This window comes from Streptomyces rubrogriseus, assembly GCF_027947575.1.
In the GTDB taxonomy this organism is placed as follows: domain Bacteria; phylum Actinomycetota; class Actinomycetes; order Streptomycetales; family Streptomycetaceae; genus Streptomyces; species Streptomyces rubrogriseus.
On record NZ_CP116256.1, the window covers coordinates 84043 to 104007 of the forward strand.

At 70.8% G+C, this 19965-nt stretch carries 17 protein-coding genes; 8 read left to right on the forward strand and 9 right to left on the reverse strand.

The window, feature by feature from the left end:
- The first annotated feature begins 22 nt into the window (after positions 1-22).
- Positions 23-481, forward strand: coding sequence for a DUF2867 domain-containing protein (locus tag Sru02f_RS00370; protein ID WP_109029219.1), 459 nt, complete (start codon positions 23-25; stop codon positions 479-481).
- 22 nt (positions 482-503) lie between these two features.
- On the opposite strand, the gene Sru02f_RS00375 is transcribed toward Sru02f_RS00370, so the two are convergent.
- Both Sru02f_RS00375 and Sru02f_RS00380 read right to left on the reverse strand, forming a co-directional pair.
- Entirely contained in the window at positions 504-998 is a 495-nt protein-coding gene (locus tag Sru02f_RS00375; RefSeq protein WP_109029220.1) for an LURP-one-related/scramblase family protein, read from the reverse strand.
- Complete coding sequence (locus Sru02f_RS00380; RefSeq protein WP_109029221.1) at positions 995-1999, reverse strand: helix-turn-helix domain-containing protein; 1005 nt, start codon at positions 1997-1999, stop codon at positions 995-997. The genes Sru02f_RS00375 and Sru02f_RS00380 overlap by 4 nt, the downstream gene beginning before the upstream one ends.
- Before the next feature lie 51 nt (positions 2000-2050).
- Here Sru02f_RS00380 and Sru02f_RS00385 point away from each other — a divergent pair, with 51 nt between their 5' ends.
- Positions 2051-2455 carry a cupin domain-containing protein gene (locus Sru02f_RS00385; protein WP_109029222.1) on the forward strand — a complete coding sequence of 135 codons (405 nt, stop codon included), beginning with the start codon at positions 2051-2053 and terminating at the stop codon, positions 2453-2455.
- Positions 2456-2514: 59 nt separating this feature from the next.
- On the opposite strand, the gene Sru02f_RS00390 is transcribed toward Sru02f_RS00385, so the two are convergent.
- From Sru02f_RS00390 to Sru02f_RS00400, 3 genes are all read right to left on the reverse strand, one after another.
- Complete coding sequence (locus Sru02f_RS00390; RefSeq protein ID WP_109029223.1) at positions 2515-2766, reverse strand: DUF6458 family protein; 252 nt, start codon at positions 2764-2766, stop codon at positions 2515-2517.
- Between the two features lie 114 nt (positions 2767-2880).
- A complete protein-coding gene (locus tag Sru02f_RS00395; protein WP_109029224.1) occupies positions 2881-4179 on the reverse strand; it encodes a M18 family aminopeptidase in 1299 nt (432 codons plus the stop codon).
- A 98-nt stretch (positions 4180-4277) separates the two neighbouring features.
- Positions 4278-6104, reverse strand: coding sequence for an acyl-CoA dehydrogenase (locus Sru02f_RS00400; protein WP_109029225.1), 1827 nt, complete (start codon positions 6102-6104; stop codon positions 4278-4280).
- A gap of 148 nt (positions 6105-6252) precedes the next feature.
- On the opposite strand from Sru02f_RS00400, the gene Sru02f_RS00405 reads away from it, so the two are divergent.
- The 3 genes from Sru02f_RS00405 (at position 6253) to Sru02f_RS00415 (ending at position 8975) form a co-directional block, all read left to right on the forward strand.
- Positions 6253-6723, forward strand: coding sequence for an SseB family protein (locus Sru02f_RS00405; RefSeq protein ID WP_003975142.1), 471 nt, complete (start codon positions 6253-6255; stop codon positions 6721-6723).
- Positions 6724-6843: 120 nt separating this feature from the next.
- Positions 6844-7821 carry a pirin family protein gene (locus tag Sru02f_RS00410; RefSeq protein ID WP_052836621.1) on the forward strand — a complete coding sequence of 326 codons (978 nt, stop codon included), beginning with the start codon at positions 6844-6846 and terminating at the stop codon, positions 7819-7821.
- A gap of 65 nt (positions 7822-7886) precedes the next feature.
- Complete coding sequence (locus Sru02f_RS00415) at positions 7887-8975, forward strand: AI-2E family transporter (RefSeq protein WP_109029226.1); 1089 nt, start codon at positions 7887-7889, stop codon at positions 8973-8975.
- Here Sru02f_RS00415 and Sru02f_RS00420 read toward each other — a convergent pair.
- On the reverse strand, positions 8903-11071 hold the full coding sequence (locus Sru02f_RS00420; protein ID WP_109029227.1) for a SpoIIE family protein phosphatase: 2169 nt from the start codon (positions 11069-11071) through the stop codon (positions 8903-8905). The genes Sru02f_RS00415 and Sru02f_RS00420 overlap by 73 nt on opposite strands.
- Positions 11072-11277: 206 nt before the next feature.
- Here Sru02f_RS00420 and aspS point away from each other — a divergent pair, with 206 nt between their 5' ends.
- Complete coding sequence (aspS, locus tag Sru02f_RS00425; RefSeq protein ID WP_109029228.1) at positions 11278-13041, forward strand: aspartate--tRNA ligase; 1764 nt, start codon at positions 11278-11280, stop codon at positions 13039-13041.
- Positions 13042-13195: 154 nt separating this feature from the next.
- Positions 13196-13969, forward strand: coding sequence for a glycosyltransferase family 2 protein (locus Sru02f_RS00430; protein WP_109029229.1), 774 nt, complete (start codon positions 13196-13198; stop codon positions 13967-13969).
- Between the two features lie 12 nt (positions 13970-13981).
- On the opposite strand, the gene Sru02f_RS00435 is transcribed toward Sru02f_RS00430, so the two are convergent.
- From Sru02f_RS00435 to Sru02f_RS00445, 3 genes are all read right to left on the reverse strand, one after another.
- Entirely contained in the window at positions 13982-14347 is a 366-nt protein-coding gene (locus Sru02f_RS00435; protein WP_003975148.1) for a PH domain-containing protein, read from the reverse strand.
- 102 nt (positions 14348-14449) lie between these two features.
- On the reverse strand, positions 14450-16066 hold the full coding sequence (gene metG / locus Sru02f_RS00440) for a methionine--tRNA ligase (protein ID WP_109029230.1): 1617 nt from the start codon (positions 16064-16066) through the stop codon (positions 14450-14452).
- Between the two features lie 115 nt (positions 16067-16181).
- Positions 16182-17606 carry a VWA domain-containing protein gene (locus Sru02f_RS00445; protein WP_109029231.1) on the reverse strand — a complete coding sequence of 475 codons (1425 nt, stop codon included), beginning with the start codon at positions 17604-17606 and terminating at the stop codon, positions 16182-16184.
- A 263-nt stretch (positions 17607-17869) separates the two neighbouring features.
- Between Sru02f_RS00445 and Sru02f_RS00450 the strand changes: the two genes are divergently transcribed.
- The gene (locus Sru02f_RS00450) at positions 17870-19948 is read left to right on the forward strand and encodes a PhoX family protein (RefSeq protein ID WP_109029232.1); all 2079 of its coding nucleotides are present in this window, start codon (positions 17870-17872) and stop codon (positions 19946-19948) included.
- The last annotated feature ends 17 nt before the right edge of the window (positions 19949-19965 follow it).

Below are 19965 nucleotides of genomic sequence, written 5' to 3' on the forward strand. Positions count from 1 at the left end.
CGCGGCGCCCAGAATTACGGGTATGGCACGCACCAGTACCTCCGCCGTCCGCCGCGTCCGGGTGGAACCCGCCGGTGCCCACTTCGCGTCGGCGTTCGCGCTTCCGCTCGCGGGGCTTCCCCGCCGTACGGCCGAGCAGTGGGCGCGGACCACCTTCGAGGACACCCCCGCGCCGCTGCGCACCCTGCTCCGGGTGGGCTGGTCGGGCGTGCTCGGCCTGCGCCTGGGACCGAGGGTCTCGGCACGGCACGTGATCGGGTGGCGCACGGTGGAGTCCGCGCCGGACCGCATCGCCGTGGAGGCCCGCGCCCCGTCGCTGACCGTCCGCAACGTCGTGACCGTCGACGCCGCGCGGCTGCTCTGGGCGACGTACGTGCGCTTCGAGGACCGCAGCGGCCGGATGCTGTGGTCCCTGGCCGCGCCGGTGCATCACCTGGTCGTGCCGCTGCTCCTCGGCCGCGCCGTCCGCCGCACGGCCTGAGGAGCCGCCGGCCCGCCGGACCTCAGTCGTCCTCCCGCTCCTTCTCCGCCAGGTGGATCACGCACACCGTCAGGGCGATCAGCAGCGCCGGGTCCGCGTCGTCCCGTACGACGTCCACGCCGTAGGTGTCCCGGAGGGTCAGCCAGCGCCGGGAGGCGACGGCCAGCAGTTCGCCGTCGTACTCGATGGCGAACTCCCGGTCGAGGATCTTGCCGCTGACGTCGAGTTCGGTGCCGTCGGCCAGGACGACCCGGTAGTGGTTGCGCAGCAGGGAGAGACGTTTGCGCTTGATGCGGGCCAGGGGCTCGCCGGCCCGTTCGATCACCATCGTGTCGCGCAGGGCGAACATCTTCTGGTGGATGTCGATGAGCACCCGTCCCTGGGCGTCCTTCAGCTCCCAGGTGTCCCGCAGCCGCATCGCCTTGCCGTCGACGAGGAAGACCTTGTTGCCCTGGTCGTCCTCGATCCAGTAGTCGTCACCGATACCGAGGAGCCGGTCGTACACGAGGAATCTCATGTTCTGACCGCTTCCCCCGTACCCGTCCCGAAACGCCGCCGGTAGGCCGACGGGCTGAGTCCCGTCTCGCGTCGCAGCCGCGCCCTGAGGTTCGCGGCGGTCCCCAGTCCGCTGCGCGCCGCCACCGCGTCCAGCCGCTCCTCCCCGCGCTCGATCAGCCGCCGTGCGAGGGTCACGCGCTCGGCGGTCAGCCAGGCGAGGGGCGTCGTCCCGAGCTGCGCCCGGAACCGCCGGTGCAGCGTGGCCGGGGACACCGCCGCGCGCGCCGCCAGGTCCGTCACCGTCAGCGGCTCACCCAGACGCTCCTGCGCCCACGCCAGCAGGGGCGCCAGCGACTCGTCCGGCACGTCCGGCACCGGCCGCTCCACGAACTGCCGCTGACCGCCGTCCCGGTGCGCGGCGAACACCAGGCGCCGGGACACGGCGTTCGCGATCTCGGCGCCGTGGTCCCGGCGCCAGAGGTGCAGTCCGAGGTCCAGTGCCGCCGCGCTGCCCGCGGCGGTGAGAACGTCGCCGTCGTCCACGAACAGCACGTCCGGTTCGAGCCGGACGCGGGGGTGCAGCCGGCGGAAGGACTCCGCCCACAGCCAGTGGGTCGCGGCCCGCCGCCCGTCCAGGAGACCGGCCTCGGCGAGTGCGAAGCTGCCGGTGCACAGGCTCACCACGCGTGCGCCGCGGGCGTGTGCGCGCCGGATGGCGTCGAGCACGGCGGGGACGCGCGGCACCACGTTGTCCGGCCGGCCGGGCACGACGAGGGTGTCCGCGTCGTCCGCGGCGTCCAGCCCCGGCACGTCGGTGAGGGTGAAGAACCCGTGATTCATGCGGATCCCGGGACTCGGAGCGCACAGCGTCACCTCGTACAGCGGCTCCGGCAGCCCCAGCTCGGGCCGCGGCAGCCCGAACAGCTCGGTGGCGCAGCCGACCTCGAACGGGTTGGTGCCCTCGTCGACGATCACCGCGACACGATGCGGGCGCGAGGGCTGAGAGGATCCTTGCGACATATGCGATTCCTAGCACTCGTCCGCGCCCCTGTCACCCCGGACGATGGCGCCATGACTCAGGAACCGATCTCCTTGACCTCCGCCCTCGCCTCCTTCGCCGAGCAGTGGAGCCCCCGTATCGTCACCGCCGTCAACGACTACGACGTCCGCATCGCGAAGGTCGAGGGCGAGCACGTATGGCACGTGCACGACCACACCGACGAGTTCTTCCTCGTCCTCGACGGCGAACTGCACATCGGCCTGCGCGAGCCCGCCGGCGAGCGCGTCGTCGTCCTGCCGAAGGGCTCCGTCTTCACCGTCCCGCGCGGCACGGAACACAAGCCGTACGCGCCCGTTCCCACGGCCATCCTGCTGTTCGAACCGACCGGAACACTCACCGTCGGCGACCGTCACGACGAGGTGCCGGACCATGTGGACGCGACCAGCGGACACGCGCTGACCCCGGGCGCCTGCTGACCGAACCGTGAGGAGGGCGGGGCGAAGCCGGGGCGGCGCCGGTGGGCTCCCCGGTGCCGTCAGGCGCCGTAGCCGTCGCGGTAGCCGTCCTGCGTGGGGTGGTGGGGCCGTTCCTCGACGACCGGGGTCGTCGGCGGCATCACGACGCGGCGGCGCCGGGCGATGCTGCTGAACGTGGCGACGCCGATCAGGCCGACGACCATGAAGATCACGCCGACCAGGTCGAGGTTGACGCCCTGCATGTCCCAGTCGGTCGCGAACGTGAGGATGGCTCCCACGGCGATGAGGATGATGCACCCGCCGAGGCCCATGAGTGTTGCCTCCCTGTCAGATCCGGTCGGTTCCGGGTTTCCGGCCGATCCGGTTCCGTGCGGGTACCCCCGGCTTCAACCCTCATGCCGTGGGGCGGGGTTGCGCCCTTGCGGCTACGGCTGGAGGAAGGCCACCAGCGCGTTGGCCAGCAGGTGCGGGTCGTCGGCGCCGCACAACTCCCGGGCGCTGTGCATCGACAGGATGGCCACGCCGATGTCGACGGTGCTGATGCCGTGCCGGGCCGCGGTGATGGGGCCGATGGTCGTGCCGCACGGCATGGAGTTGTTGGAGACGAAGGTCTGGAAGGGGATGTCCGCCTTCTCGCAGGCGGCGGCGAACACGGCGCGGCCCGAACCGTCGGTGGCGTAGCGGTTGTTGACGTTGACCTTGAGGATGGGGCCGCCGTTGACCCGCGGGTGGTGCGTCGGGTCGTGCCGTTCCGCGTAGTTGGGGTGGACGGCGTGGCCCGTGTCGGAGGACAGGCAGACGGTGCCGGCGAAGGCACGCGCCCGGTCCTCGTAGGAGCCGCCGCGCGCGAACACGGAGCGCTCCAGCACACCGCCGAGCAGCGGTCCGTCGGCGCCGGTGTCCGACTGGGAGCCGGTCTCCTCGTGGTCGAAGGCGGCCAGCACGGGGATGTAGGGGAGGTCGGCGCCGGAGGCCGCGACCGAGGCCAGGGCGGCCGTCCCGGCGTGCACGGACAGCAGGTTGTCCATCCGCGGGCCCGCCACCAGCTCCCGGTCGCGGCCCAGGTACGCCGGGGGCTCCACGGAGTGCGTCATCAGGTCCCAGCCGGTGACCTCGCCGCGGGCGAGGCCCGCCTCGTCCTCCAGGAAGGCGATCAGGTCCCCGTCGCGCACGGTGTCGCCCAGGCCCCAGACGGGCTGGAGGTGGCGCTGCTTGTCGAGCTTGAGGCCCTCCGTGGAGACGTTGCGGTCCATGTGGATGGCGAGTTGCGGGACGCGCAGCAGCGGGCGGTCGACGTTGACCAGGCGGGTGGAGCCGTCGCGCAGCGAGAGCCGGCCGGCCAGGCCCAGGTCCCGGTCGAGCCAGGAGTTCATCAGCGGGCCGCCGTAGATCTCCACGGCGACCTGGCGCCAGCCGTGCGCCCCGGTGTCCGGGCGGGGCTTGACGCGCAGGTTGGGGGAGTCGGTGTGGGCGCCGACGATGCGGAAGGGGGTGTGCGCCGCGGCGCCCTCCGGGACGTACCAGGCGACGATCGCACCGCCGCGCAGCACGTACTTGCCGCCGCTGGTGGCCTCCCAGGCGTCGGTCTCCGCGACCTGGCGGAAACCGGCCTTCTCCAGCCGCGCGGCGGCGCTCGCCACGGCGTGGTACGGGGTCGGGCTCGCCGACAGGAAGGTCATCAGGTCGTCGGTGTGGCCGCGGTCGAAGCGGGAGGGTGCGCTCATGGGGTTCACCTTAACGACGTACGAGGGCCCGCTTCCCGTCTGGCGGGAGCGGGCCCTCGTGGGGGTGTGCGGAACGGGCTTCTGGCGCGGGGCCCGTCCTAGAACGCGGCCTCGTCCAGCTCCATCAGGTCCAGCTCGACACCCTGGGCGACCTTGCGGGCCAGGGTGAGACCGGGCAGGACGTTCGCCGCGAAGAACTTCGCGGCGGCGATCTTGCCGGTGTAGAAGGCCTTGTCCTTGGCGGAGGCGGTCGGCAGCTTCTCGGCGGCGATCGCCGCGCCCTTGAGGAGCAGGTAGCCGACGATCACGTCGCCGGAGGCCTGGAGCAGGCGGGTGGTGTTGAGGCCCACCTTGTAGATGTTCTTGACGTCCTGCTCGGTGGCGGCGAGGTCGGTGAGCATCAGGCCGACGATGGCCTCCAGCTCGACGGCGGCCTTGGCCAGGTGCTCGCGGGCGCCGGACAGCTCCTCGCCGCCGGTGGCGAGCGCCAGGAACTTCTTGATGTCCTCGGCGAGCGAGTTCAGCGCGGCGCCCTGGTTGCGGACGATCTTCCGGAAGAAGAAGTCCTGGCCCTGGATCGCCGTGGTGCCCTCGTACAGGGTGTCGATCTTGGCGTCGCGGATGTACTGCTCGATCGGGTACTCCTGGAGGAACCCGGAGCCGCCGAAGGTCTGGAGCGACTGGGCGAGCTGCTCGTAGGCCTTCTCCGAGCCGTAGCCCTTGACGACGGGCAGGAGCAGGTCGTTGAGGGCGTGCTCGGCCGAGGCGTCCTCGCCGTTGGCCTCCTTGACCTGGATCTCGTCCTGGACGGAGGCGGTGTACATCACGAGCGCGCGCATGCCCTCGGCGTACGCCTTCTGCGTCATCAGGGAGCGGCGCACGTCCGGGTGGTGCGTGATGGTGACCTTGGGTGCCGCCTTGTCCATGAAGTTGGCCAGGTCGGGGCCCTGGACGCGCTCCTTGGCGTACTCCAGGGCGTTGAGGTAGCCCGTGGAGAGGGTGGAGATCGCCTTCGTGCCGACCATCATGCGGGCGAACTCGATGATGCGGAACATCTGGCGGATGCCGTCGTGCTTGTCGCCGATCAGCCAGCCCTTGGCGGGGTGGCGGTCGCCGAAGGTCATCTCGCAGGTGTTGGAGGCCTTCAGGCCCATCTTGTGCTCGACGTTGGTCGCGTAGACGCCGTTGCGCTCGCCCAGCTCGCCGGTCTCGAAGTCGAACTCGTACTTGGGGACCAGGAAGAGGGACAGGCCCTTGGTGCCGGGTCCGGCGCCCTCGGGGCGGGCGAGGACGTAGTGGAGGATGTTCTCCGACATGTCGTGCTCGCCGGACGTGATGAAGCGCTTGACGCCCTCGATGTGCCAGGAGCCGTCGGCCTGCTCGACGGCCTTGGTACGGCCGGCGCCGACGTCCGAGCCGGCGTCCGGCTCGGTGAGGACCATGGTGGAGCCCCACTGCTTCTCGACGGCGATCGAGGCGATGTGCTTCTGGACCTCGTTGCCCTCCTCGAAGAGGATGCCGGCGAACGCCGGGCCCGAGGAGTACATCCACACGGCCGGGTTGGCGCCGAGGATCAGCTCCGCGTACGCCCAGATCAGGGAGCGCGGGGAGGTGGTGCCGCCGATCTCCTCGGGCAGGCCGAGCCGCCAGTACTCGGAGTCCATGAAGGCCTGGTAGCTCTTCTTGAAGGACGCCGGGACGGGCGCGGTGTTGGTCTCCGGGTCGAAGACCGGCGGGTTGCGGTCGGCGTCGGCGAAGGACTCGGCCAGCTCGTTCTCGGAGAGGCGGGTCAGCTCCTCCAGCACGCTCTTGGCGGTGTCGGTGTCCATCTCCGCGAACGGGCCGCTGCCGTAGACCTTGTCGCGGCCGAGCACCTCGAAGAGGTTGAACTCGATGTCCCGGAGATTCGGCTTGTAGTGCCCCATGGCGACGCTCCCTTGAGAGATCGGCGAGGCACTCGCTCCTCGCATCCGTACACGTACCAACTGGTAGCTACGATGATGCTACCCGTCGGTAATAAGAAGCAACCCCGGGCCGCCCATCTGTGACTCGTTACTCGTTACTCTGTGCTGCATGTACGGCTACGACCAGACCGCGGGCCAACAGCAGCAGCAGTACGCCCCGCCCCCGCAGCAGCCGATGGGCGGCGGGTACGGGCAGCAGCCGCCGCTGTACCCCGAGCCGTCCCCGCCCTCGCTCGCGGACGCGGTGCGCGCCTTCACCACCGGCCAGATGTCCGCCGAGGACTTCCAGCAGATCTTCGCGACCTCGAAGGTCTACTGCCCGCGCGGCGACAACCCCGGCTTCCTCGCGCTGCACAACACCCAGCAGCCCGTGATCCCGATGTTCACCGGCCTGAAGGAGCTGCGCCGGTACGCGGGCAAGGAGTCGAAGTACTTCGTGATCACCGGAGCGGAGGTGATCGACCTGCTGCCGACCGGCTACGGCTTCGTCCTGGACATGGAGGGCGAGCACCGGATGGTGTTCGACGCCAAGGCCGTCGAACAGATGGTCGATTTCGCCATGCGTCGCATGTACGGCTAGACGCCGCCGAACGGATGTCCGCGAGCCCGGAGGGAATGACCTCCGGGCTTTCGTGGTTCCAGGTGGCAAGAAGTTCAATGCTCAACTAAAGTGGGGCGCACGCCGCCCGAGGAGGTCGACATGCCCGCCGTGACCGTCGAGAACCCGCTGACGCTGCCCCGCGTATCCGCACCCGCCGACGCCGTCGCACGTCCCGTGCTCACCGTGACCACCGCGCCCAGCGGTTTCGAGGGCGAGGGCTTCCCGGTGCGCCGCGCGTTCGCCGGGATCAACTACCGCCATCTCGACCCGTTCATCATGATGGACCAGATGGGTGAGGTGGAGTACGCGCCCGGGGAGCCCAAGGGCACACCCTGGCACCCGCACCGCGGCTTCGAAACCGTCACCTACATCGTCGACGGCATCTTCGACCACCAGGACTCCAACGGTGGCGGCGGCACCATCACCAACGGCGACACCCAGTGGATGACGGCGGGCTCGGGCCTGCTGCACATCGAGGCGCCGCCGGAGCAGCTGGTCATGTCCGGCGGGCTCTTCCACGGGCTCCAGCTGTGGGTGAACCTGCCGGCCAAGGACAAGATGATGGCCCCGCGCTACCAGGACATCCGCAGCGGCAGCGTGCAGCTGCTCACCTCCCCCGACGGCGGCGCGCTGCTGCGCGTCATCGCCGGTGAGCTGGACGGGCACGACGGCCCCGGCATCACGCACACGCCGATCACGATGGTCCACGCCACGCTGGCGCCGGGCGCCGAGGTCACCCTGCCCTGGCGGGAGGACTTCAACGGCCTCGCCTACGTCATGGCCGGACGCGGGTCCGTGGGCGCCGAGCGGCGTCCGGTCCACCTCGGGCAGACCGCCGTCTTCGGCGCCGGGGGCTCGCTGACCGTCCGCGCGGACGAGAAGCAGGACTCGCACACCCCGGACCTGGAGGTCGTGCTGCTCGGCGGCCGGCCGATCCGGGAGCCGATGGCCCACTACGGCCCCTTCGTGATGAACACCAAGGACGAGCTGATGCAGGCCTTCGAGGACTTCCAGAAGGGTCGCCTCGGCACCGTCCCGGCGGTGCACGGCATGTCGGGCGAGGGCCCCGGGGCCTGACCGCGCGTCACCCGGGCGGGCCGTCCGCGCAGGACAGCCCGCCCGGTGCGTGATCGGGTGGGGGCGTGCAGCTGCTCCCCGGTCCGGTGCGCCGGTTCGCCGCCTGGTGCGCCGTCATCCTGCTCGCCAGCGGCGTCGTCTACGTCGCCATCCGGCTCTGCGTCGAGTTCCGTACCGCCGTGACTCCGGCGCTGCTCGCGCTGCTCGGCACCGCGCTGCTCAGGCCGCTGCACGCCCGGCTGGTGAAGGCCCATGTGCAGCGGTCGCTGGCCGCCGGGCTGACCTGCGTGGCCGTGCTGGCCGTGGTCGGCGGGGCGGTGTACATCGTGGTCTCCGCGCTCGTCGAGACCGGCGACCAGATCGTCGCCTCGCTGCGGGACGCGGCGAAGGGCGTCGCCGACCACTTCGGCGCCGCCGGCACCTCACTGGACGACCTGGCCGCCAACGGCCGCGAGCTGCTGGGCAAGTTCGGCGGCACGGCCGCCTCCGGCGTGGTGACCGGGATCAGTGTCGTCGGCGAGATGATCGCCATGGCCGTGCTCGCCCTGCTGCTCGTCTTCTTCTTCCTGCGCGACTCCGACCGCGCCGTCACCACGGTGCGTGCCCTCGCCCCGCCCGGCGCCGCCGACACGGTCGAGGCCATGGCCCGGCGGGCCTTCGGCGCCGTCGAGGGCTTCATGCGGGGTACGACCCTGATCGCCCTCATCGACGCGCTGTGCATCACCGTCGGGCTGCTCGTCCTGCGCGTCCCCGGCGCGGTGGGGCTCGGTGCGCTGGTCTTCGTCGGCGCCTACATCCCCTATCTCGGCGCGTTCATCTCCGGGGCCGTCGCCGTGCTGGTGGCGCTCGCCGACCGGGGGTTCGTCATCGCGCTGTGGGCCCTCGGGGTGGTGCTGGCCGTGCAGGTGCTGGAGGGGCACGTGCTCCAGCCGATGATCCAGAGCCGTACCGTCCAGATGCACCCGGCCGTCGTGCTGCTGGCGCTCACCGCGGGCGCGTCGGTGGCGGGCATCCTGGGAATGCTCCTCGCCGTGCCGCTGACCGCGGCGGCGTTCGGGGTCGTACACGAGCTGCAAGGGCGTTACGGGGCCTCTACGGCCGCCTCCGGGCCGGACGCCGGACCGGCGCCGTCGACCGGGGCCGCGGACTCGTAGAGCTCGTACCAGATGCTCTTGCCCTCGCCGCGCGGGGCGACGCCCCACGCGTCCGCGAGCAGCTCGACCAGCATCAGCCCGCGTCCGGAGGACGCCATCTCGCCCGGCCTGCGCTTGTGCGGCAGGTCGTCGCCGTTGTCGGTGACCTCCACCCGGATCCGCCGCTCGCCCGGCTCCCCGGCCACCTCGGCGACGAGCAGGGCGTCGGTGTCGGTGTGGACCAGGACGTTCGTCAGCATCTCGGAGAGCAGGAGTACCGCCGCGTCGCGCTGCTCCTCGCCCGGCCAGTCGTGCAGCAGGTCGCGCAGGTGCTGCCGGGCGGTGGCGATCCTGGCCGGCTCGGCCTGGGCGACCGTCAGCATCGTGCGGCGCACCGGCGCCCGGGTCGCGGTGGATTCGCCGCAGCCGCAGCCCTCGCCCTGCCGGCACAGCAGCAACAGCGCGATGTCGTCCTCCCGGCGGTCGGACAGCGGGCCGACGGTGTGGTGCGAGGAGGGGCCGTGCACGGCCTGGACCAGCGCGTCGGCCAGCTCCTCCAGACCGCCGGCGTGCTCCTCCAGGATCACCCGCAGACGGTGCCAGCCGCTCTGCAGATCGTGGCCGCCGGTCTCGACCAGGCCGTCCGTGCACAGCATCAGGGTGTCCCCGGGTTCCAGGGCGAGCCGCGTCGTCGGGTAGTCGGTGTCCGGGTCGATGCCCAGCGGCAGCCCGCCCGCCGTGGCGAGGATCAGCGCCGTCCCGTCCGCCATCCGCACCACCGGGTCCAGGTGCCCGGCGCGGGCGCTCTCCACGGTGCCGGTGGCCGGGTCGACCTCGGCGTAGTAGCAGGTCGCGAAGCGCAGGTCGCCGGGGTCGTCCGCGGCCGTGGCGAGGCCGTGGAAGAAGTGGGAGGCACGGGCCAGCACCGCGTCGGGACGGTGCCCCTCGGAGGCGTAGGCGCGCAGGGCGATGCGCAGCTGCCCCATCAGCCCGGCCGCCCGCACGTCGTGGCCCTGGACGTCGCCGATCACCAGGGCGAAGCGGCCCCCGGGCAGCGGGATCATGTCGTACCAGTCGCCGCCGACCTGGAGGCCGCCGCCGGTGGGGACGTAGCGGGCGGCGATGTCCATGCCGGGGATCTCCGGGCCGAGCATGGGCAGCATCGAGCGTTGCAGCCCCTCGGCCAGCTCCCGCTGGTTCTCCGCGGCGCCGGCCCGGGACAGGGCCTGGGCGAGCATCCGCGCCACCGTGGTCAGCACCGAGCGCTCGTCCGGCGTGAACGCGACCGGATAGGCGAAGGCGGCCATCCAGGCGCCCATCGTGCGCCCCGCCACGGTCAGCGGCAGGTAGGCCCAGGAGCGGCGGCCGAAGCGCTCGGCGAGCGACCACGTCATGGGATAGCGGGACCGGTACTGCTGCGGGGAGGAGAGGTAGACCGCGCGGCCGGTACGGACCACCTCGGCGGCCGGGTAGTCGGTCTCCAGGGACATGTCCACGAACGGATTGGCCTCGTTCTCCGGCTGCCCGTGGTGCCCGATCACGGTGAGGCGGTCCCCCGAGACCCCGAACACCGCGAGCCCGTCCGGGGAGAACCCCGGCATCGACAGCCCCGCCGCGACCCGCAGCACCTCCTCGGTGGACCGCGCCTCGGCCAGTGCCCGGCCCGCGTCCAGCAGGAAGGCCTCCCGCGAGCGCCGCCACTCGCCGGTCACCGCGCTGCGCCCCGCGGGGGTCCCCGGCCTCGGCTCGGCGACCTCCTGGAGGGTGCCGGTCAGCACGTACGCCTTGCGCACGGTGTCGAAGGAGGGCTTGGAGCGGCTGCGCACGACCCGGACGACCTGGCCGTGCTCGTCCATGATCCGGATCCGGACCTCGGCGAGAGTGCCCTCGGCGACGGCGAGCTGGACCACCCCGGTGATCTCGTTCCAGTCCACCGGATGCAGCCGGGCCCGTACCTGCGCCTCGGTGAGGGTCGCCGGTTCGGCGGGCAGGCCGAGCAGGCGGGCGGCCTCTCCGTCCACCGTGACCTCACCCGTAGCGGTGTCCCAGTGCCACAGTCCGGTCGCGAGGGCGGCAAGGACGTCCCCCACCTCGGGCAGGGGCTCACCAGTGCGCATTGCCCCACTTTAAGAAGAGGTCGTCGAACGCTGCCACCGCTCGCCGGGGCGGCGGAGCGGGCCGGGAGCGGGTCCGTGGTGGGCTCGTGGTGGGCTCGTGGCGCGTCAATCGGGAGGAAGGCAGCCGTGGCTGCCCGGTACGCTGGGGTTGTTTCACGTGAAACGCGAAACACCATCCCCGATCCGCGAAGGCTGGATGAACGACGATGCATCGGTACAGGTCCCACACCTGCGGCGAGCTCCGCTCCTCTGACGTCGGCACCGACGTCCGACTGAGTGGCTGGCTGCACAATCGGCGCGACCTGGGCGGCATCCTCTTCATCGATCTGCGCGATCACCACGGCATCACGCAGCTCGTCGCCCGTCCGGGCACCGAGGCGTACGAGGCGCTGGACAAGCTCACCAAGGAATCGACCGTTCGGGTCGACGGCAAGGTCGTCTCCCGCGGCGCCGACAACATCAACCCCGATCTGCCCACCGGCGAGGTCGAGGTCGAGGTGGGCGAGGTCGAGCTGCTCGGCGCCGCCCAGCCGCTGCCCTTCACCATCAACACCGAGGACGGGGTCAACGAGGAGCGGCGGCTCGAGTACCGCTTCCTGGACCTGCGCCGCGAGCGCATGCACCGCAACATCATGCTGCGCACGTCGGTCATCTCCTCGATCCGCAGCAAGATGGTCGCCCTCGGCTTCAACGAAATGGCGACGCCCATCCTCACCGCGACCTCCCCCGAGGGCGCCCGCGACTTCGTCGTCCCCTCCCGCCTGCACGCGGGCCGCTTCTACGCCCTCCCGCAGGCGCCGCAGCAGTTCAAGCAGCTGCTGATGATCTCGGGCTTCGACCGGTACTTCCAGATCGCGCCCTGCTTCCGCGACGAGGACGCCCGCGCCGACCGCTCGCCGGGCGAGTTCTACCAGCTCGACGTCGAGATGAGCTTCGTCGAGCAGGAGGACGTCTTCCGCCCGATCGAGCAGCTCATGACCGAGCTGTTCGAGGAGTTCGGCAACGGCCGCCACGTGACCTCGCCGTTCCCGCGGATCCCGTTCCGCGAGGCGATGCTGAAGTACGGCTCCGACAAGCCCGACCTGCGCGCCCAGCTGGAGCTGGTCGACATCACCGACGTCTTCGAGGGCTCGGAGTTCAAGGCCTTCGCCGGCAAGCACGTGCGCGCGCTGCCCGTCCCGGACGTGTCGGGCCAGCCCCGCAAGTTCTTCGACCAGCTCGGCGACTACGCCGTCTCGCAGGGCGCCAAGGGCCTGGCCTGGGTCCGCGTCGGCGAGGACGGCAAGCTGTCCGGACCGATCGCGAAGTTCCTCACCGAGGAGAACGTCGCGGAGCTGACCAAGCGGCTCTCGCTGGCCCCCGGCCACGCGGTGTTCTTCGGCGCGGGCGAGTTCGACGAGGTCTCCAAGATCATGGGCGCGGTCCGCGTCGAGGCCGCCAAGCGCGCCGGCCACTTCGAGGAGAACGTCTTCCGCTTCTGCTGGATCGTCGACTTCCCGATGTACGAGAAGGACGAGGAGACGGGGAAGATCGACTTCTCCCACAACCCCTTCTCGATGCCGCAGGGTGGCATGGAAGCCCTGGAGAACCAGGACCCGCTGGACATCCTCGCCTGGCAGTACGACATCGTCTGCAACGGCGTCGAGCTGTCCTCCGGCGCCATCCGGAACCACGAGCCGGAGATCATGCTCAAGGCCTTCGCGATCGCGGGCTACGATGCCGAGACCGTCGAGCGCGAGTTCGCCGGCATGCTGCGCGCCCTGCGCTTCGGCGCCCCGCCGCACGGTGGCATCGCCCCCGGCGTCGACCGCATCGTCATGCTGCTGGCCGACGAGCCCAACATCCGCGAGACCATCGCCTTCCCGCTCAACGGCAACGCCCAGGACCTGATGATGGGCGCCCCGACCGAACTGGACGAGACCCGGCTGAGGGAACTGCACCTGACGGTGCGCAAGCCGCAGCCGAAGTAGGCCGCGGCGGCCGCACCGCGGCGACCGTCGTTCGTGATCTGTCGTTCCCGATCTGCCGGTCCTGATCTGTCGTTCCCGATCTGCCGGTCCTGATCTGTCGTTCCCGATCTGCCGGTCCTGATCTGTCGTTCCCGAACCACGAAGGAGAAGTGCCGTGCCCCTGGTGTCCGTCGTGATGCCCGTGTACAACTCGGCGGCCACCCTCGGCGCAGCCGTCCGGTCGGTGCTCACGCAGACCCACGGCGATCTGGAGCTGCTGGTCACCGACGACCAGTCCTCCGACGGCTCCATGGACCTGCTGCGCGAGTTCGCCGCCCAGGACGAGCGCGTCCTGCCCCGCTCCTCGCCGGAGCGGGGCGGCGCGGGCCGGGCCCGCAACCTCGCCATCGAGCGGGCCCGCGGGGACTACGTCGCCTTCCTCGACTCGGACGACATGTGGCTGCCGGAGAAGACCGAGAAGCAGCTCGCCTTCGCCGCGGAAGGCACCGCGCCCCTGACGTTCACCTCGTACTACAAGATGGACGCCGACCACGACGGCGAAAGCACCGACTGGGTCCCCAACGGCCGGGTGATCCGCGCGCGGGGGCACGTGGACTACCGCGCGATGCTGGTCCAGGACCACATCGGTGCTCTCACCGCCATGTACGACCGCAACGTCCTGGGCACGAGGCTGATGCCGGAGATGCGCAAGCGCCAGGACTACGCCCTGTGGCTGTCGATCATGCGGGACGGCGCCGACGCCCGGGGGCTGGCCGAGCCGCTCGCGGTGTACAGGGCCCATCAGGCGGGATCGCTGTCCTCCAACAAGCTCTCGCTCGTGGAGTACAACTGGGCCCTGTACCGCGAGCACGAACACCTGTCGGTCCCGCGGGCGACGCGGGCACTGGCCGGCGCCGTGTGGCAGTCGCTGCGCAACTCGCGCATCTAGCCCGCGCGGACCCTACCGGGCCACGAACTGGGTCAGGATCGCCTGGACCTCGTAGATGTCGACGCCCTTGGTGAAGGTCTTCTGGACCGGGGTCTGGGAGCCGGAGAGCCAGATCTTCAGCTCGGCGTCGAGGTCGAAGTGGCCGGCCGTCTCGACCGCGAAGTGCGTGATGCTGCGGTACGGGATCGAGTGGTACTCGGTCTTCTTGCCGGTGATGCCCTGCTTGTCGACCAGGATCAGCCGCCGGTCGGTGAACAGGATGGTGTCCCGGATCAGCAGGTAGGCCGCGTGTACCTGCTCACCCTGGCCGAGCAGGCGCGCGTACTCCTGCTGCGCCTGGGCCGGGTCGATGCTGTGCGCGTTGCCGAAGAGTGCCATGGAAGTCCCCCCACATGAGCCGACTGTTCGTACGATCTTCGCAAACGCCGAGGGCCCGGGAGAAGCTTCCGCCTCTCCCGGGCCCCTGCTGTAGCGAGCGCGTTACGCGGTCGGCTTCTCCTCGAGACGCGGGAAGAGCACCGCGCCCTTGGTGACCGCCGCACCGGCGGGCAGCCGGCCCCAGTCCGCCGCGTCCTGGACCTGCTGGTCCGCGAGGGCGCCCAGGGAGGGTTCGGCGCCGAGGGAGTCCCAGAGCTTCTGGGAGGTGTCCGGCATGACCGGGTTCAGGAGGACCGCCACGGCGCGGAGTGCCTCCGCGGCCGTGTAGAGGATCGTCGCCAGGCGCGCCTTGCCCTCCGGCGAATCGTCCTTCGCGACCTTCCAGGGCTCCTGCTCGGTGATGTAGCCGTTGACCTGCTTGACGAAGTCGAAGACCGCCAGGATGCCGCCCTGGAAGTCCAGCTCCTCGCCGATCTTCCGGTCCGCCTCCGCGACCGCCCTGGTCAGACCGTCGTGGATCGCCTGCTCCGCGTCACCGTCGGCCGTCGCGGCAGGCAGCTCGCCGCCGAAGTACTTGCCGACCATGGCCGCCACGCGGGAGGCGAGGTTGCCGTAGTCGTTGGCCAGCTCGCTGGTGTAGCGGGCGGAGAAGTCCTCCCAGGAGAAGCTGCCGTCCTGGCCGAAGGCGATCGCGCGCAGGAAGTACCAGCGGTACGCGTCCACGCCGAAGTGCGAGGTCAGGTCCTGCGGCTTGATGCCGGTCAGGTTGGACTTCGACATCTTCTCGCCGCCGACCATCAGCCAGCCGTTCGCGGCGACCTTCCCGGGCAGGGGCAGGCCCTGCGCCATCAGCATCGCCGGCCAGATGATCGCGTGGAAGCGCAGGATGTCCTTGCCGACCAGGTGCACGTCGGCGGGGAACGTCGACTCGAACTTCTCCGGGTTCTCGTTGTACCCGACCGCCGTGGCGTAGTTCAGCAGGGCGTCGATCCACACGTAGATGACGTGCTTGTCGTCCCAGGGGACCGGCACGCCCCAGTCGAAGGTCGAGCGGGAGATGGAGAGGTCCTGGAGGCCCTGGCGGACGAAATTCACGACCTCGTTGCGCGCGGACTCGGGCTGGATGAAGCCCGGGTTGGCCTCGTAGTGGGCGAGCAGCTTCTCGCTGTACTCGCTCAGCTTGAAGAAGTAGTTCTCCTCGCTGAGGATCTCCACCGGCTTCTTGTGGATCGGGCACAGCTTCTGGCCCGCGTACTCGCCCTCGCCGTCGAGCAGCTCGCCGGGGAGCTTGTACTCCTCGCAGCCCACGCAGTACGGACCCTCGTACCCGCCCTTGTAGATCTCGCCCTTGTCGTACAGGTCCTGCACGAACTCCTGGACGCGGTCGGTGTGCCGCTTCTGCGTGGTGCGGATGAAATCGTCGTTCGCGATGTCGAGGTGCTCCCACAGGGGCTTCCACGACTCCGTGACGAGCTTGTCGGCCCAGGCCTGCGGGGTGACCCCGTTCGCCTCGGCCGTGCGCATGATCTTCTGACCGTGCTCGTCCGTGCCGGTGAGGTACCACACCTTCTCGCCGCGCTGGCGGTGCCAGCGGGTGAGCACGTCGCCTGCGACGGTCGTATAGGCGTGGCCCAGGTGAGGAGCGTCGTTGACGTAGTAGATGGGGGTCGAGACGTAGTACGCCTTCGCCCCCTGCTTCTCGGTTCCAGTGGCCGCCATGGTCGAAATCCTACTGGGCCCGTGGAGGTCGGCTCACACGCGTTTCGGGGGGTGGACGGAGGGCTTCCCCTTTATCCACCCCCCGAGGGGCCGTGCGTGCGGCCGCTGGGACCGGCTACGGGCGCCAGGTGGCCAGTACGGCCTCGTACAGCTCCTTGTCGGTGAGCTCCTTCGGGGTCTCGCCGGCCAGGAAGTGGGAGGCGTTGCCCGTCTTGAGCTTGCGGAGGTAGTCGAAGGCCTTGTTCTCCGGGTCACCGAAGGCGACGAAGGAGAAGTGGACGTTCGGGTGGTCCGCGGCGGCGCCGGTCAGGGCCTGGGTGGCGGGGGTCTTGGCGTCGGGGGCGCCGTCGGTCTGGAAGACCACGAGGGCGGGGGTGCCGGGCGCCTCCTTCTCGTGGTGGGCGAGGACGGCCTCGACGGCGGCGTGGTAGCTGGTGCGGCCCATGCGGCCGAGCGCCGCGTGCAGCTCGTCGATCTTGTTCTCGTGGTCGGTGAGGGTCAGCTCGCCGGTGCCGTCCACCTCGGTGGAGAAGAACGTGACGTGGACCGTGGCCTCGGGGTCGAGGTGTGCCGCGAGGGCGAGGGTCTGCTCGGCGAGGGCCTGGGCGGAGCCGTCCTTGTAGTACGGGCGCATGGAGGCGGAGCGGTCGAGGACGAGGTGGACCTTGGCGCGGGCGCCGGTGAGGTCGCGCTTCTTGAGCGCGGCGCCGGCTGCCTTGTAGGCGGTGGTGAGGCCGGGGGCGCGGGAGCGGAGGCGCGCTGCGGGGGTTGCGGGTTTCGACGCCTCGGCTTCGCCTTCGGCGTCCGTGTCCGCACGGGGTGCCTCCGGCGGGGTGGTGGGCTGTGACGCCTCGGCTGCGCCTTCGGCGTCCGTGTTCCCACCCGCACCGCCCGTGCTGCCTTCGTTGTCGGGTGCGGGTGGCCCCTGTGGGGCTTCCTCGCCGTCGGCGGCTGCGGGTTCGGGGGTGGGCTCCGGCTCAGCCTCCGGCTTCGTCTCGGGCGCGACCTCAGGCTCGGGCTTCGCCTCCGCCTCCGGCTCGGGCTTCGCCTCCGGCTTCGCTTCTGGCTTCGCCTCCGCCTTGACGTCCGGCTTCGCCTCGGGCTCGGGCTGTGCCTGCGCCTCCGGCTTGGCTTCCGGCTCCGGCTTCGCCTCGGTGTCCGGCTGCGCCTCCGCCTCGGGCTGCGCCGCTGGCTTCGCCTCGGGCTTCGCGTCCGCGTCTGGCTCGGATTTCGCCTCCGGCTCGGGGAGCGTGCCCGGGGACGCCGGGGTTGGCTTGGGGACTGTGATGTTGGTGAAGGCGGCCTTGACGAGGTCGTGTTCGTCGGGGGTGGGTTCCGAGCGGGGCTCGGGGATCTGGGAGGGCTCCGGCTCGGCCGAGGTGGTCTCGGCCGGCTCCGGGGGTGCGGTGGGCTGGGACGGGAGCTTCGGCTCCGGCGCGGTGACCGGCGGTGCCGTCTCCTGCGTCGCACCCTCCGCCTGTGCGGTCCGTTCCTTGCGTGAGCGGCCGAACGCGTTCCGCAGGAGAGTGAGAATGCCCATGTGCGCAACCCTTCGAGTGAGTTGGTGCCGTCAATCCCTGGCCAGGACGGACACGTAAGGTTAGCGGTCCCGGCTTGTGATCTTGTGCAGGGTCTGGCATGCGGGCGACGAGGCGTCAAGGCCGGATCCGGTCGTCGCCGCAATTCCCCCGAGGATTCCGCGGGTTCACCCGGCGTTCACCGCGACGCCCGGTCCCGGCACGTATGCACGCCTACGGTCGCGCTGACACCAGGGCATACAGGGATTCTCAAGGGGAGAACACAGTGCGCAAGCTCCTGCCGTTGATCGGGACGCCGTCCGGTTCGCATCCTGGCGGCCGGTCCGCGATGACCTGCCGTTTCCGGTGTGGCGACGCCTGCTTCCACGAGGTGCCGAACACCAGCTCCAACGAGTACGTCGGCGATGTCATCGCCGGTGCGCTCAGCCGCCGTTCCATGATGCGTGCCGCCGCCGTCGTGACCGTCGCCGCGGCGGGCGCCGGGGCCGTCGGGGTGGCGGGGGCGCCGTCGGCGCAGGCCGCGCCCGCGGCCGGAAAGGGGCACGGGAGGCCCGCCAAGGCGTCCGGTGCGCGCGGACTGCGGTTCACGCCCGTCGCGCCCAACACCGACGACGCCGTGACCGTTCCGGAGGGGTACCGGCAGGAGGTCGTCATCCGTTGGGGTGAACCCATTCTGCGCGGGGCGCCCGCCTTCGACCCGGAGAAGCAGAGCGCCGAGGCGCAGGCGGGGCAGTTCGGGTACAACAACGACTTCCTCGCGCTGCTGCCGCTGCGGGGCGAGCACGACCGGCAGCTCCTCGTCGCGAACCACGAGTACACCGACGAGGTGCTCATGTTCCGCGGCTACGACCCCGAGAACCCGACCCGTGAGCAGGTCGAGATCGCCTGGGCCGCGCACGGGCTGTCGGTCGTCGCCGTGGAGGAGGAGCGGAGGAGTGGGCGGCTGACGTCTGTGGCGCGGCATCGGCTCAATCGGCGGGTCACCGCCACCAGCGAGTTCCGGCTGACCGGCCCGGCGGCCGGGTCCGACCTGGTGAGGACCTCCGCCGACCGCGGCGGCCGCAAGGTGCTCGGCACCCTCAACAACTGCTCCGGCGGCACCACCCCGTGGGGCACCACGCTGCACGGCGAGGAGAACTTCAACCAGTACTTCGCCAACAGCAGCCGGGACACCGACAAGCGGTACGGGATCGGGACCGGGGCCACCGAGCGCAAGTGGGAGCGGTTCGACAAGCGGTTCGACGTCGCCCAGGAGCCGAACGAGGTGCACCGGTTCGGGTACGTCGTGGAGCTGGACCCGTACGACCCGGAGTCGACGCCGCGCAAGCACACCGCGCTCGGCCGGTTCAAGCACGAGGCCGCCACCGTGCGGCTCACGCACGACGGGCGGCCGGTCGTCTACACCGGCGACGACGAGCGGTTCGACTACTTCTACAAGTTCGTCGGCAGCAAGCGGATGCGGCACGGCGACTCCCGCTGGGCGCGCGAGCACAACCTCTCGCTGCTCGACGAGGGGACGCTGTACGTCGCCAAGCTCAGCGGCGACTCCCCCGCCATCGAGATCGACGGGACGGGGACGCTGCCGCGCGACGGCGAGTTCGACGGCGGTGGCGAGTGGATTCCGCTGGTCACCGCCACCGAGGACGGTGCCGTCTCGCACGTCGAGGGGATGAGCGCCGAGGAGGTCTGCGTCTTCACGCGGCTCGCCGGGGACAAGGTCGGCGCGACCAAGATGGACCGGCCCGAGGACATCGAGCCGTCGCCCACGACCGGCAAGGTGTACGTCGCGCTCACCAACAACTCCAACCGGGGCAAGGCCGGTTACGCGGGCCCCGACGAGGCCAACCCGCGCAACTCCAACAAGCACGGCCACGTCCTGGAGCTGACCGAGCGGTGGAACCGGGCCGACGCCACCCGCTTCGGGTGGTCGCTGTTCCTGGTCGCGGGTGACCCGGAGGACCCGGCGACCTACTTCGCGGGCTTCCCCAAGGACCGGGTCAGCCCGATCTCCTGCCCGGACAACGTCGCCTTCGACGACCACGGCAACCTGTGGATCTCCACCGACGGCAACGCGCTCGGCAGCCACGACGGGCTCTTCGGCGTCGCGACCAAGGGCGACCGGCGCGGTGAGCTGAAGCAGTTCCTGACCGTGCCGACCGGTGCGGAGACCTGCGGCCCGCTCGTCCAGGACCGGCGGGTGCTGGTCGCCGTGCAGCACCCGGGCGAGGTCGACGGCGCCTCCGTGGAGCAGCCGGCCAGCTCCTGGCCCGACGGGCCCGGGAAGATCGTGCGCCCGGCGGTCGTGGCGGTGTGGCGCGCGGACGGCCGCGACATCGGCGTCTGACCCGGCCGGGAGGCGAA